The sequence below is a fragment of the Proteus sp. ZN5 genome (genome assembly GCF_011046025.1).
Taxonomy (GTDB): domain Bacteria; phylum Pseudomonadota; class Gammaproteobacteria; order Enterobacterales; family Enterobacteriaceae; genus Proteus.
In genome coordinates this window covers 1,354,437-1,369,308 of sequence record NZ_CP047639.1, presented here as the reverse complement: position 1 = coordinate 1,369,308, position 14,872 = coordinate 1,354,437, and the positions used below count along the sequence as shown (strand labels likewise).

Annotated in this window: 12 protein-coding genes; 9 read left to right on the top strand and 3 right to left on the bottom strand. The window is 38.6% G+C overall.

What is annotated here, in order from left to right; genetic code table 11:
* Window positions 1–131: 131 nt before the first annotated feature.
* Window positions 132–3,035, top strand: a complete 2,904-nt coding sequence (rapA, locus tag GTK47_RS06225; protein ID WP_165122452.1) for an RNA polymerase-associated protein RapA — start codon at window positions 132–134, stop codon at window positions 3,033–3,035.
* 55 nt (window positions 3,036–3,090) lie between these two features.
* Window positions 3,091–3,744, top strand: coding sequence for a bifunctional tRNA pseudouridine(32) synthase/23S rRNA pseudouridine(746) synthase RluA (gene rluA, locus GTK47_RS06220; protein ID WP_109394086.1), 654 nt, complete (start codon window positions 3,091–3,093; stop codon window positions 3,742–3,744).
* Window positions 3,745–3,987: 243 nt separating this feature from the next.
* Here the strand turns inward: rluA and djlA are convergent, their stop codons facing one another.
* On the bottom strand, window positions 3,988–4,788 hold the full coding sequence (gene djlA / locus GTK47_RS06215) for a co-chaperone DjlA (protein ID WP_165122451.1): 801 nt from the start codon (window positions 4,786–4,788) through the stop codon (window positions 3,988–3,990).
* A 430-nt stretch (window positions 4,789–5,218) separates the two neighbouring features.
* Here djlA and lptD point away from each other — a divergent pair, with 430 nt between their 5' ends.
* The 6 genes from lptD to apaH are packed head-to-tail and all read left to right on the top strand — an operon-like array spanning window position 5,219 to window position 11,996.
* Window positions 5,219–7,582: an LPS assembly protein LptD gene (lptD, locus tag GTK47_RS06210; protein ID WP_165122450.1), complete on the top strand. Its 2,364-nt coding sequence runs from the start codon at window positions 5,219–5,221 to the stop codon at window positions 7,580–7,582.
* 50 nt (window positions 7,583–7,632) lie between these two features.
* On the top strand, window positions 7,633–8,970 hold the full coding sequence (gene surA / locus GTK47_RS06205; protein ID WP_088495989.1) for a peptidylprolyl isomerase SurA: 1,338 nt from the start codon (window positions 7,633–7,635) through the stop codon (window positions 8,968–8,970).
* Window positions 8,960–9,958, top strand: coding sequence for a 4-hydroxythreonine-4-phosphate dehydrogenase PdxA (gene pdxA, locus GTK47_RS06200; RefSeq protein ID WP_165122449.1), 999 nt, complete (start codon window positions 8,960–8,962; stop codon window positions 9,956–9,958). Before surA ends, pdxA begins: the two co-directional genes overlap by 11 nt.
* Complete coding sequence (gene rsmA / locus GTK47_RS06195; protein WP_088494662.1) at window positions 9,951–10,769, top strand: 16S rRNA (adenine(1518)-N(6)/adenine(1519)-N(6))-dimethyltransferase RsmA; 819 nt, start codon at window positions 9,951–9,953, stop codon at window positions 10,767–10,769. The genes pdxA and rsmA overlap by 8 nt, the downstream gene beginning before the upstream one ends.
* A gap of 25 nt (window positions 10,770–10,794) precedes the next feature.
* The gene (gene apaG / locus GTK47_RS06190) at window positions 10,795–11,172 is read left to right on the top strand and encodes a Co2+/Mg2+ efflux protein ApaG (protein ID WP_006535978.1); all 378 of its coding nucleotides are present in this window, start codon (window positions 10,795–10,797) and stop codon (window positions 11,170–11,172) included.
* Window positions 11,173–11,174: 2 nt separating this feature from the next.
* On the top strand, window positions 11,175–11,996 hold the full coding sequence (gene apaH, locus GTK47_RS06185) for a bis(5'-nucleosyl)-tetraphosphatase (symmetrical) ApaH (RefSeq protein ID WP_165122448.1): 822 nt from the start codon (window positions 11,175–11,177) through the stop codon (window positions 11,994–11,996).
* 440 nt (window positions 11,997–12,436) lie between these two features.
* On the opposite strand, the gene folA is transcribed toward apaH, so the two are convergent.
* Window positions 12,437–12,922: a type 3 dihydrofolate reductase gene (gene folA, locus GTK47_RS06180; RefSeq protein ID WP_088494660.1), complete on the bottom strand. Its 486-nt coding sequence runs from the start codon at window positions 12,920–12,922 to the stop codon at window positions 12,437–12,439.
* Window positions 12,923–13,096: 174 nt separating this feature from the next.
* Between folA and GTK47_RS06175 the strand changes: the two genes are divergently transcribed.
* Window positions 13,097–13,711 carry a LysE family translocator gene (locus tag GTK47_RS06175; RefSeq protein ID WP_165122447.1) on the top strand — a complete coding sequence of 205 codons (615 nt, stop codon included), beginning with the start codon at window positions 13,097–13,099 and terminating at the stop codon, window positions 13,709–13,711.
* Between the two features lie 35 nt (window positions 13,712–13,746).
* Here the strand turns inward: GTK47_RS06175 and GTK47_RS06170 are convergent, their stop codons facing one another.
* Window positions 13,747–14,802, bottom strand: coding sequence for a hypothetical protein (locus tag GTK47_RS06170; RefSeq protein ID WP_165122446.1), 1,056 nt, complete (start codon window positions 14,800–14,802; stop codon window positions 13,747–13,749).
* Between the last annotated feature and the right edge of the window lie 70 nt (window positions 14,803–14,872).

The window sequence follows — 14,872 nt, the reverse complement described above, 5'->3', positions numbered from 1 at the left end:
TTTGGTGATAATTAGCTTTTCTTTGTTCAAGGAAGAAGCACTTTTTATCCCGCAGATTTTAATGACAACACCGCAATACTGCATTCATTAATAATTCCTAAATTATATATTTGAGAGCTGAGTTTATATATATGCCTTTTACTCTTGGTCAACGTTGGATTAGCGATACTGAAAGCGAGCTTGGACTGGGTACTGTTGTGGCAATTGATGCCCGTATGGTCACCCTACTTTTTCCTGCCTGTGGCGAAAACCGCCTTTACTCCCGTCATGATGCCCCAATAACACGGGTGATGTTCAATGCAGGAGATACCGTCACCAGTCACGAAGGCTGGAAACTCGCCATCGATAACGTTGTAGAAGATAACGGCCTACTTATCTACCATGGTGTACGTTTAGACACTGAAGAGCCAGCACAATTACGTGAAGTGTTCTTAGATAACAAACTCACTTTTAATAAGCCGCAAGATCGCCTCTTTGCAGGTCAAATAGACCGTATGGATCGCTTTGCATTACGCTACCGCGCACGTAAGTTTATGAGCGAGCAGTTTAAGCAAGCGCAAAGTGGTTTACGAGGTATTCGCGCCAGCCTTATCCCTCATCAGCTCTATATCGCCAATGAAGTGGGTAAACGTCATAACCCTCGCGTATTATTAGCGGATGAAGTTGGTTTAGGTAAAACAATTGAAGCCGGTATGATTATCCACCAGCAATTAATGGATGGCCGTGCTGAGCGTGTGTTGATTATTGTGCCTGAAAGCTTACAACATCAGTGGTTAGTTGAAATGTTACGCCGTTTCAATCTACGTTTCTCACTGTTTGATGATAGCCGTTATAGCGAATCTTTATTAGATAGCGATAATCCATTTGAAACAGAACAGATGATCATCTGCTCTTTAGATTTTGTGCGTAAAAACAAGCAACGTTTTGAACACTTAGTCGAAGCAACATGGGATATGTTAGTTGTCGATGAAGCTCATCACCTTGTTTGGAGTGAAGATGCACCAAGCCGTGAATATCAAGTAATTGAAGAGTTAGCGGAATCTATTCCTTCTGTATTGCTATTAACCGCAACCCCAGAGCAGTTAGGTCAAGAAAGCCACTTTGCCCGTTTACGTCTGCTTGATCCAAGTCGTTTCCATGACTACAACGAATTTATTAATGAGCAACAAAAATATCGCCCTGTTGCCGATGCTGTCACTATTTTGCTATCAGAAGATGATTTAAATACCGAACAACAAAATATCATCAGCGAAATGATCAGCGAGCAAGATGTTGAGCCATTACTGAAAGCGGCAAATACGCAAGGTGAAGAACGTACTAAATCTCGCCAAGAACTTATCCATATGTTAATGGACAGGCATGGAACGGGTCGTTTGTTATTCCGTAACACACGTTCTGGTGTTAAAGGTTTCCCTAATCGCTTACTTCATGCGATCAAAATGCCACTGCCAACACAATATCAAACTGCGATTAAAGTGGCTGAGATTATGGCAGCCAAAAAAAGCCTCGAAGTTCGTGCAAAAGAGATGCTCTACCCTGAACGTATTTACCAAGAGTTTGAAGGTGAAAACGCAACATGGTGGAACTTTGACCCTCGCGTTGAATGGTTATTGGGTTTCTTAACTGCAAATCGTAATGAAAAAGTACTGGTGATTTGTGCTCAAGCCGCAACAGCGCTGCAATTAGAGCAAGTTTTACGTGAGCGTGAAGGTATTCGTGCAGCAGTCTTCCACGAAGGTATGTCATTACTTGAACGCGATCGCGCTGCAGCTTATTTTGCTTCTGAAGAAGAAGGTGCACAAGTTCTGCTATGTTCAGAAATCGGCTCTGAAGGACGTAACTTCCAGTTTGCTAATCAACTGGTTATGTTTGATCTGCCATTTAACCCTGATTTACTCGAACAACGTATTGGTCGTCTCGATCGTATTGGCCAAAACCGCGATATTGATATTAGCATTCCTTATCTTGAAGGTACGGCTCAATCTGTATTATTACGCTGGTATCATGAAGGCTTAGATGCCTTTGAGCATACTTGTCCGACAGGACGTACTATTTATGACAGCAAATATGATGCTCTCGTTAATTACCTTGCACAACCTAATGAGTTAGCTGATTTTGATGACTTTATTGTCGCTTGTCGTAAACAGCATGATGAAATGAAGCTCAAACTTGAGCAAGGCCGTGACCGCCTATTAGAAATGCACTCTAACGGTGGTGAAGTCGGTGTTGAGTTAGCGGGTGAAATTGCAGCACAAGATAACGATCCTGAATTAGTGAACTTTGTACTGAACTTGTTTGATATCGTTGGTATTAATCAAGAAGATCGTAGTGATAGCTTAATTATTTTAACGCCATCTGATCATATGTTAGTGCCCGATTTCCCTGGTTTACCGCAAGATGGTTGCACTATCACATTTGATAGAGAGCAAGCGCTATCTCGTGAAGATACTCAATTTATCAGTTGGGAACACCCTATTATCCGTAATGGCTTAGATTTAATTTTATCTGGCGATACAGGAAGTTGTGCCGTTTCTTTATTGAAAAATAAAGCATTACCAGTGGGAACGCTGTTAGTTGAACTGATTTATGTCGTAGAAGCACAAGCACCTAAACATCTTCATTTAAGCCGTTTCTTACCTGCAACACCGGTGCGCTTATTACTTGATCTAAAAGGTAATAATCTTGCATCTCAAGTTGAGTTTGAAAGCTTTAACCGTCAATTAAATGCTGTTAATCGTCATACTTCTAGCAAATTAGTCAATGCAGTACAAAGTGAAGTCCACCATGTACTGAAAACGTCTGAACCTTTAATGGAAGTCGAAGCGAAAGAACTTATCCAAAAAGCGAAAGAAGAAGCAGATCGCGTGCTAACTCATGAATTATCGCGCTTAGAAGCTTTACGTGCGGTAAACCCAAATATTCGTGATGATGAAGTCGAAGCAATTGAAAATGAACGTGCTCATATTCTTAATCATTTAGATGAAGCAACGTGGCGTTTAGACTCAATTCGCTTAATTGTCGTTACCCACCAATAATCACCGTTAAAGCGGGGAGTATTTTACTCCCCGTTGTTTTGATGAGATATCCGCCATGATGGAAGTGTATAACCCGCCGACTGATCCTTGGTTACATGTTTTATATCAAGATGAGCATATTATTGCTGTCAATAAACCCAGCGGATTACTATCAGTACCGGGCAAAGCGCCAGAGCATAACGACAGTATTATGTCACGCATTAAAGCAGAATTTCCGAATGCTGAGTGTGTACATCGCCTTGATATGGCAACGAGTGGCGTTATCGTTGTTGCACTTAACAAAGAAGCAGAGCGCGAACTAAAGCGCCAATTTCGTGAGCGTGAGCCGAAAAAAACCTATATTGCTCGCGTTTGGGGACATATCGAAAAAGAAGAAGGGTTAGTTGATTTACCTTTGATTTGTGATTGGCCTAATCGACCAAAACAGAAAGTCTGTCATGAAACTGGGAAAGCGGCGCAAACTTTTTATGAAGTGTTGGAATATGAAGAGAATGCGACAAGAGTGAAATTATCGCCAATTACAGGGCGTTCACATCAATTGCGGGTACATATGTTAGCGTTGGGGCATCCTATTTTAGGGGATCGCTTTTATGCACATCCGCAGGCAAGAGCGATGGCATCTCGCCTGCAGTTACATGCTCAGGAATTATTTATTACGCATCCTGCTTTCCGATCCCCGATACATTTTGAATGCCTTGCCGATTTTTAGTGTCTTATGACACTAAAACAGTCACTGAACTCAATGAAGCAAGGAGCAGACAAAGTGCTAATCCCATAACCCCAACAAGAACACGGACGTTTGACATGGATATAGTTCCTTTTTTAAGAGAAGAGAGAATGAAATAATTAAATTTCACTTATATTTTACCGTGATAAATAATAAACTCAACTCAACCTAAGTTATCTCTATCACGGAATAATTCTCTCTTTTCTCATCTTCTTTTACAAGATGTTAACGAAATCCTTTTTCTTTTTTAATCAAATCGTAAGCAACTTGTATAGACTGTGCTTTTTGTTTTGCAATTTCCATCATTTCTGGCGGTAAACCTTTCGCAACAAGTTTATCCGGATGATGTTCCCCCATTAATTTTCGGTAAGCTCTCTTTATGGTTTTAACATCATCATTCTCATCAACGCCAAGTACCTTACACGCATCAGAGAGCGTTGGGCCTTGGGGTTGAGGCTGATACCCCTGCCCACTTTGATAATGAAAATTCTGACCAGCCTGCATCATTGCTAATATATGTTCAAAATGCGCACGAGAGAAACCTAACTCATCGATAATAATAAACAGCATTTTTCTTTCGTTTGGATGCAGTTGACCATCCGCAAAAGCAGCTTGTAATTGGATTTCCAGAAACATCTGAAGTAAATCACGACGACCAGCGCAAATTTGTCGAACACGTTGCAATGTGGCTCTTAATGGAAAATCAGATGATTTACCTTCTCTAAAAGCTTGTTGCGCAGCTTGGCGACCAACACCGTGCAGATTCATGCGATCCATTAATTCGTTGGCGAGAGAAATATCGGTTTGAGTCACTCGCCCTTTTGATTTTGTCAGGTGTCCTAAAACTTGAAAGGTTGCAGCAAAGAAAAAAGCTTGTCTATCACGTGTATAGCGCCCACCACTTCCTAATTTACTTCGTTGCATGTCATAGAGATGCCCGAGAAAAACACCAATAACAATGCCCCAAAAGCCTATTCCAGCAAAACTACCAATGGTAAGGCCTAATAATTTTCCCCAATAGCGCATAGACTCCTCAAATCTTCAATGCTCTGACTGCAATTTTGCATTATCATACTATTCATTTGCTTGCACACCTAACACCAAGCAACCTCTAAATAGACTTTTTCTTAAAATGAAGAGATTTACTGTTTCTCTTTGGACAGAGGTAATGCTGTTTTCGTTTAAATTGTGTTAAAGTAAAATGAGTGACCAAACGAATAACTTTAGCGTTGTTATACAGCACGAAATACCGCATCAGCGCGGTGTTTTTTTGTTTCTAATAAGGCTATAACCCTATTTCAACACAGAAACATCGAAAAAATGAGGCTTACGCCTATTTTTCGGTTACCGTTAGAACAATGTTCAGAACGTTGGGCTGGTGTCGCATAACTCCCTGCGTTAGTTTCTAGCTGTTTATCAGCACGAAGCCACTGATGACGGAAGCACATAAATACTTATGAAAAAAAGTTATCCCACACTGCTGGCCACCCTAGTTTGGGCCACAATATACGGTCAGCCTGCTTATGCTGATCTTGCCTCCCAATGTTTACTGGGAGTTCCTGTTTATAACAAACCATTAGTACAAGGCGATCCTAACAGCTTGCCTGTCACCATTACCGCAAATGATATGCAGGGTGAATATCCTCGCATGGTCAAATATAAAGGTAATGTTGATATTAAACAGGGAAACCAAACCTTAAGTGCCGATAGTGTTGAACTGACACAGACTGAGGGAGAAACACCATTAAGAATGGTCACTGCAACGGGGAATGTGTCTTATGATGATCCTCAAATCATCTTAAAAGGTCCTCGTGCTTGGTCTAATCTTAATAATAAAGATACGGATATTGAGCAAGGTGATTACCAAATGGTTGGCCGCCAAGGCCGTGGTTACGCTGATAAAATGCAAATGCGTGGCGAAAACCGCTATACCATTATGGATAAAGGCATGTTCACGTCTTGTTTACCGGGAGATAGTAGCTGGAGCGTTGTCGGCTCAGAGGTTATTTTAGACCGTGAAGAACAAGTCGCTGAAATCTGGAATGCACGTTTTCGTGTAGCCAATGTACCTATCTTTTATAGCCCTTATCTTCAATTACCTATTGGTGATAAACGCCGCTCTGGTTTCTTAATTCCTAACGGAAGCTATTCTCGTAGTTCAGGCTTTGATTTCTTACTGCCTTATTACTGGAACATTGCCCCTAATTATGATGCAACCATCAGTACTAACTATATCAGTCGTCGTGGTTTAAAATTAGATAATGAATTCCGTTATTTAACCACTCCGGGACGCGGTACGATTGCTGTTGATTGGATTAATCACGATAGCCAATACAATAAAGATAAAGACGAAAATAAAGCGGGCTATCTTCCTCGTGATACAGCAAATCGTTGGTTATTCTACTGGGGACACAGTGGTGTGATGAATAATGTGTGGCGATTTAATATCGACTACACAAAAGTAAGTGATAACAAATACTTCACTGATTTTACCTCTCAATATGGTAACACCACAGATGGTTATGCAACTCAGAAATTTAGTACGGGTTATGCACAACAGAACTGGAATGCCACATTAACCACTAAACAGTTCCAAGTCTTCTCTGATAATAAAGATGCAAAAGCTTATCGCGCAGAGCCACAGCTTGATCTCAATTATTACAAGAATGATATAGGGCCGTTTGATTTCCGTACTTACGCTCAATTTGCTCGCTTTACCAGCGTCGGAGATAATATTCCTGAAGCAAATCGTTTTCATATTGAGCCAACGATTTCACTCCCTGCATCTACAGGCTGGGCAAGCTTTAATAATGAATTGAAGTTAATGGCAACCCATTATGACCAAGATATTCCTGACGCGTATAAAAAAAATAACCCTAATAAATTAGATGACAGTGTTAATCGTGTATTACCACAGTTTAAATCTGATATGAAAGTGGTTTTTGAGCGTCAATACCAAACTAACGATATTACGCAAACCCTTGAGCCACGAGTGCAATATCTTTATGTTCCTTATAAAGATCAGTCAAATATCAATAACTTTGACTCCGCATTATTACAATCAAACTATGGCGGACTTTTCCGCGATAGAATGTATGGTGGTTTAGACCGCATTGCATCTGCAAACCAATTAACCACTGGTGTCACTTCGCGTTTTTATGATAGCGAATTAGTTGAACGTTTTAACGTTTCTGTAGGTCAAATTTACTTCTTTGAGCGTCCTAAAACGGGTTCATCTAATGAAATTATCAACAGTAAAGATGAAACAGGCTCAATGGTATGGGCGGGTGATGCATATTGGCGGATCACTGATACTGTCGGTATGCGTGGTGGTTTACAATATGACCGTCGCTTAGGTAGCGTCTCAATGGGCGATGCTGTTATGGAATATCGCGCAGATAGCGATCATCTTCTACAGTTAAGCTATCGTTATGTTGATCGTGACTATATCCAAGCAACGCGTGTTCGCCCTTACGATGGTGGTATTAATAAACTTCCTGAATACCAAAAAGGTATTTCACAAGTCGGTGTCGTAGGAAGTTGGCCATTAGCAGAACGTTGGGGTCTTGTGGGTGCTTATTACTTTGATACCAAAGAATCAGAGCCTGTTAGCCAAATGGTTGGTCTACAATACAATACCTGTTGCTGGGCTGTGAATGTGGGTTATGAACGAAAAATTGTTGGCTGGAAAGTTGACCACAGCGATATTGATAATAAATGGTCTGTCAATGTGGAACTCAGAGGCCTAAGTAACAATCATAGTTTGGGTAGCCAGAAAATGCTTGAACGCGGTATCTTACCTTATCAAAGAGCATTCTGATTTAATCAGACTACGGAATTGGCTGAATGAATATGTCACCCCGCAATAAGATGCGGAAAATACATAATGGGAAACTTATGAAAAATTGGAAAACGCTGTTTATCGGCTTAATGATCACGGTCGGTGCAGCTACCAGCTCAACAACATTTGCTGCACAAGAATTAAACCGTGTATCGGCTATCGTCAATAACGGTGTCGTTCTAGAAAGTGACGTCAATAGAATGTTACAGACGGTCAAAATGAACGCGAAAAGCGCGGGTCAAGAAATGCCTGATGAGCAAGTTCTTCGCCAACAAATTCTAGAGCGTTTGGTCATGGATAACATCATTTTGCAAATGGCACAGCAAATGCAAATTGATATTCCTGATGCTGCGGTAGAATCTACCATTCAAGGTATTGCTGCTGAAAATAACATTTCACTTGATCAAATGAAAAAGCGCCTCGCAGCCGATGGTATTTCTTACAACGATTATCGCCAAGATATTCGTAAAGAGATGATGTTAGCAGAAGTTCGTAACAATGAAGTGCGTCGTCGTATTACTATTTTACCTCAAGAAGTTGATTCTCTTGCTAAGCAAATCGAAGGCCAAGCAAGTCAAAGTATTGATCTAAACCTGAGCCATATCTTAATTCCATTATCAGAAAACCCTGCACCAGCAGAAATGGAAAAAGCGAAACAAGTCATTACTCGCATTATGAATCAGCTTAAAAATGGTGCAGATTTCGGTAAATTAGCTGCAACTTATTCTGCTGATCCACAAGCTTTAAATGGCGGTAATATGGGTTGGGCATCTATTGATGAATTACCCACTCTGTTTGCTAAAGAATTAGCAAATGCGCAAAAAGGCCAAATCGTAGGACCTCTTCACTCTGGTGTTGGCTTACACATTATCAAAGTAAACGATATTCGTGGTGGAACTAATACCCTTTCCGTTACAGAAGTGAAAAGCCGTCATATTCTGCTAAAAAGCTCACCAATCATGAATGATGAGCAAGCCTATGCCAAGTTACAGCAGATCTCTGCCGATATTCGCAGTGGTAAAATGACCTTTGCTGATGCAGCAAAAGAGTACTCTGAAGATCCAGGTTCAGCATTACGTGGCGGTGAGTTAGGATGGTCAATGCCTGATGTTTACGATCCGGCATTCCGTGATGCGTTAATGCGCTTAAATAAAAATGAATTAAGCCAACCTGTTCGCTCAAACTTTGGCTGGCATTTAATTGAATTAGAAGACACACGTAGTGTTGATAAAACAGATGCCGCAAATAAAGAACAAGCATACCGTTTACTCTTCAACCGTAAATTTAATGAAGAAGTACAAAACTGGATGCAAGAGCTACGAGTTGGGGCTTATGTGAAAATAATGAACGAGAATAATGCAAACTAAGCAAATAAAACCACTTGTTATCACCCCCGGCGAACCAGCCGGGGTTGGTCCTGACCTTATTATCTCATTAGCACAAATGAGTTGGGATTTACCTTGGGTTGTTTGTGCTGATCCTCAATTACTTAAAACAAGAGCAGAATTGTTAAACCTGCCTCTTTCATTAGTTGAATACGATCCTGCCTCGCCACCTCAAACACACACACCAAGTCAAATTTGTGTACTCCCAATCGCACTGCACACTAATGTCATTCCAAGTACATTAGATACGCGCAACGGATTATACGTTGTAGAAACATTAGCTCGTGCTTGTGATGGCTGCCTAAATGGCGAATTTTCAGCACTCGTAACTGGACCAGTTCATAAAGGCATTATTAATGATGCCGGTGTGCATTTTACAGGGCACACCGAGTTTTTTGCTGATCGTAGCCATTGTGAACGTGTCGTCATGATGCTGGCAACAGACACATTAAGAGTCGCATTGGCAACCACACATTTACCACTACGAGATGTGGCGGATGCAATTACAGGTGAGCTTCTGCATGAAATAATCACCATTTTAAACCACGATTTAAAAACCAAATTTGGTATAGCAGAACCTCAAATTTACGTTTGTGGCCTTAATCCTCATGCAGGAGAAAGCGGTCATATGGGACGTGAAGAAATTGATATTATTGAGCCTACATTAACACAATTACGTCAGCAAGGAGTTCATCTTCATGGACCTTATCCTGCTGATACCTTATTCCAACCTAAATATTTAACACATGCTGATGCGGTGCTTGCGATGTATCACGATCAGGGATTACCTGTGCTAAAATATGAGGGTTTCGGTCGCGCCGTGAATATAACTCTTGGCCTTCCTTTTATCCGTACTTCTGTTGATCATGGCACCGCCCTTGAGCTTGCAGGTACGAAAAGCGCAGATGCTGGCAGTTTTTGCACCGCATTAAATTTAGCCATTAATATGATACAAAATTGTAATGAATAATAGAGTCCATCAGGGGCACTTTGCCCGCAAACGCTTCGGGCAGAACTTTTTAACAGACAGCTATATTATTGAAAGTATTGTTGAATCCATTTATCCTCAACCCGGTGAAGCCATTGTTGAAATTGGCCCAGGTTTAGGGGCAATTACAGAGCCAGTAGGCGCAAGAATGGATAAAATGACGGTCGTAGAAATTGACCGTGATTTAGCCGCTCGTTTAGAAGTTCATCCTACATTAAAAGACAAGCTGACCATTATTCAGCAAGATGCTATGACTATCGATTTTGCACAATTAGCAAAAGAGCGTCAGCAGCCTCTGCGTGTTTTTGGTAACTTGCCTTATAACATTTCGACACCGCTCATGTTCCACTTATTCAGTTTTGCTGATGCAATTTCTGATATGACATTTATGTTGCAAAAAGAAGTGGTTAATCGCCTTGTTGCTGGTCACGGCAGCAAAACTTATGGTCGCTTAAGTGTGATGGCGCAATATTATTGCCAAATCATCCCTGTACTTGAAGTTCCACCTACTTCATTTAAACCAGCACCTAAAGTTGATTCAGCGGTTGTTCGCTTGATCCCTTATAAAGAAAAACCATACCCAGTAACGGATATTGCAATGCTTAGCCGTATTACCGCTCAAGCATTTAATCAACGCCGTAAAACACTACGTAATAGCTTAGGCGGATTACTTACAGCTGAAGATATGATAGCACTTGATATCGATCCAACTGCAAGAGCAGAAAATATTTCTGTTGAGCAATACTGTAAAGTGGCAAACTGGTTATCGCAAAAGCAAGACTCACAAGCATAAGATAAAGCCAGAGACAGGAGGCACTATGTTCACCTCATCAAAAGTGGCGATACAGGTACAAAGCGTTTACATTGAAAGCCAATCTTCCCCTGAAGATGAGCGATATGTTTTCGCTTATACCATATCAATTCATAATTTGAATAAATGTGCCATTCGCCTCCTGCGCCGCTATTGGTTGATCACCAATGCACAAGGTAATACCACTGAAGTTCGAGGTGAAGGTGTTGTCGGCGAACAGCCGCTTATTGAGCCTGGCACACAGTACCGCTATACCAGTGGTGCCGTTCTTGAAACACCGATGGGAACAATGGAAGGCCATTATGAAATGATTGACACTGATGGTCGATTATTTCAAATAGAGATCCCCGTTTTCCGCCTTGCTCTTCCAACATTAATAAACTAACTATGGCAACTTATTTAATTGGTGATATTCATGGCTGTTACCATGAACTGCGCCACCTTCTTGATAAAGTCAGTTTCGATCCTACACAAGACACCTTGTGGTTAACGGGTGATCTTGTTGCACGAGGCCCTGACTCACTCGAAGTACTACGCTTTGTAAAAAGCTTAGGCACTTCACTTAAACTCGTCTTGGGTAATCATGATCTTCATCTTTTAGGTGTATTTGCAAAAATTAGCCGCAATAAACCAAGAGATAAGCTGAATGACTTACTCAATGCACCAGATGTAGATGAATTAATTAATTGGCTAAGACGCCAACCTGTACTGCAAGTTGATGAAGACAAGAAAATCATTATGGCTCACGCAGGGATCACGCCGCAATGGGATTTAGAAACAGCAAAAATGTGTGCTCGTGAAGTCGAAGCTATTCTAAGTAGTGATAGCTACCCTTTATTTATTAACTCAATGTATGGCGATCTACCGAACAATTGGTCACCAGAGCTTTCAGGTCTAGCGCGCTTACGCTTTAGCACTAATGCACTCACACGTATGCGTTACTGCTTTCCTAATGGTCAGCTTGATATGATATGCAAAGATAAACCCCAAGAAGCGCCCACACCATTAAAGCCTTGGTTCGATTTACCAAGTCAATTACCTGAAGGTTATAGCATTATATTTGGGCATTGGGCCTCTCTTGAAGGGAAAGGCACTCCTGATAATGTTTATGCGTTAGATACAGGATGTTGTTGGGGAGGAAATCTCACTTGCTTACGTTGGGAAGATAAACAGTACTTCACTCAATCTAGTCTTTCTGCTCCCAAATAACTCACTTATTATCCCCTTCCTACTTCAAGCGCAAAAATGGCTACATTGCGTTTTGCGCTATGTTGATTTAATCCTCACATATTACCTAAATTACTCTTTTTTCTTCTAAAGAGAACGTTTTATACACAAAAACGAACACCTAAAAATATTCATAAATTTAATCTTTAATAATCAATGTGTTATTTTTTTTCACGGTAAAATAAGTATAAAAAAACACGATATTGAGAATAAAAAATCTCTATATTGATTAATATCTCATATATTATTCTTATAAAATGAGTTTATTAAAATATAAATAATGGTTGGTTTAAAATAATGCTCTTTTTATAAAAAGAAATATTTAAGTAGAATAATAAATCTTAATTCTTATTATTTTTATATTAATAAAATAGGAATAATAAAAAGGGAGATATTTAATCTCCCTTTTTATTTAATTCTTGTTATTTTCTTCTTTTTAATATTTCGAAGCAGTAGTTATGTGAGTTATTTTCATCTGCTTCGTGGTATTCCATGAAAGTAGAATCCCACTCATCAGGCTCATAATCTGGGAATGTTGTATCACCGATAACTTCAGCATCGATGTGAGTGAGATAGAGTGTATTTGCCATAGGCAGAAATTGCTCATACACTTTACCACCACCTATCACCATGATTTCTTCATGATTTTCAGCTGCTTGCAAAGCTTCTTCTACAGATTTAACCCAAACAACATCGCTATCTGTTCCTGGCTGGCTACTTAAAACAATATTAAGACGATTCGGTAAAGGACGTCCAATAGACTCATAAGTCACCCGGCCCATAATAACGGGTTTATTTAGCGTATTCTTTTTAAACCATGCGAGGTCACCCGGTAATGTCCAAGGCATTGCCTTTTCCATACCAATAATGCGATCCATCGCTAATGCTGCGATTAAACTAATATTCATTTACACACCTACGGGTAAAGATGGGAAAAAACTGTTCACACTATACGTAAAGCTAAAACCTGAGTCGATACAAATTATGCTTCCTTGATAATAAATAATTGCTTTATACTCGAAGTGTTAACTTAATCATATAAGATTCAATCATTATAATATTGTTATATACAAGGCGCTATTATGCTTGAAACTTCTTTAGTTGTTTTTACAATTGCTTTACTCGGTATGATTTCACCAGGCCCTGACTTTTTTCTCGTTGTAAAAAATGCAGCGCGTTATCAACGATCTGCGGCAATGATGACTGCAATGGGAATTGTGGCAGCATTACTTGTACATATGTCATATTGTGTTGCAGGTATTGCCGTTCTTATCACAACAACGCCTTGGCTCTTTTCCATTTTGAAATATGCAGGTGCTGTTTATTTGCTATGGATCGGTTTTCAGAGTTTGCTTTCAAAATCTAATCATTCGATTGATGAAGAATCAGATAAGCATTCGCAGATCAGCTTTAAAAAAGCCTTTATGCAAGGTTTCCTCTGTAATTTACTTAATCCTAAAGCCACCTTGTTCTTTCTTGCCGTTTTCACACAGGTGTTAAGTGTTGATTCAAGTATTGGTGAAAAATTGTGGTATGCCTTTATTATTTGGGGCTTAGCCATAGTTTACTGGCCTTTATTGGTTTTATTAATTCAAAGTGCACCTGTCAGAAAAGTGCTTAATAAAGTCCAAAAAGTGATTGATAAAGTACTCGGTGTTGTACTGATTGGTTTAGGCATTAAAGTTGCATTGAGCTAACTGCATTCTTGGAGCAAAGCATCTATCAAGATGCTTTATCCTGCTTGTATAGCAGAAAATATATCTAGTATTTGTTCCATTCTAATAATATATTGTTCTTGCGGCATACCTATAATCATTTCATCATCATCTAATGAATTTACTATCTCTTCAATTCTTTGTGTAATTAACATTCTGTTTTTATTTATATTATATACAATTTTACTATTTTCTTTTTTATTATATAAAGTATTAATCCATGCTTCTTGTGTTTTAACGTAATTATCAGCATTACTATATTTTTGAAATGCGTCATCAATTATTTTTTCAATTAATTCCTTTTTTATTCCTAAATTTACTTTCAATTCAGAAACAAATTTTCCAATATTTATTGTCTTAACTACTTTATTAAACAGAGAATTACTTATTTCAAAAGAATATTTATTATATTTTATTGATTTAAGAATATCATCTACTAATGTAACAAAGCATCCATCCCCTTTTTCTCTTAAACAAGAATTAATAATAAACAAAAAAACATTGTTATTTATATCATTATTAACATCTAATGTGATAATATTAAATAAATTAACAATCTCATCGACATGGAATTTTTCACCTACAAAATCCCGAAAATTAATCTTGTCTAAATTTTTATAACCATTAAGTAATTTATCAATTAAAATCAAATCAGCTTTAGTTTTCACATTTCTTTTTACAAATGAACTTATTATCTCACTCTTATCATTATGATTATTATTATTATCTAATTTAAAAAATAAATCCATCATACTAACTTTATCTAAAGTAATATCATTAATATCTTTCACCTTACACAGATAAGCATTAGCATTGAGTTGATTATAAAAATAATCACTTATTTTATTTCTACAACTTTCAACACTTTTCTTTATATTAAAAATTGACTTTATCTTATTAAAAATGAGAGTAAAAAAACCTTCTTTTTTTTCACTTGTAATCATTGAGTAATTAGTATTTTCTATATATTTTATCCTGTTTTTTATTTTTTCAAAAAAAGAGTTTTGAGCTTTAATATCAATATCAATGTTATTTACATTTTTATAGAGTGTTACTTTTATTTCATTTCCCATTGTTACCTCACTTTTCATCACCTTTTTATATTCTTATATTAAAAAAAAATTTTAAATACAAAAAAAAGCC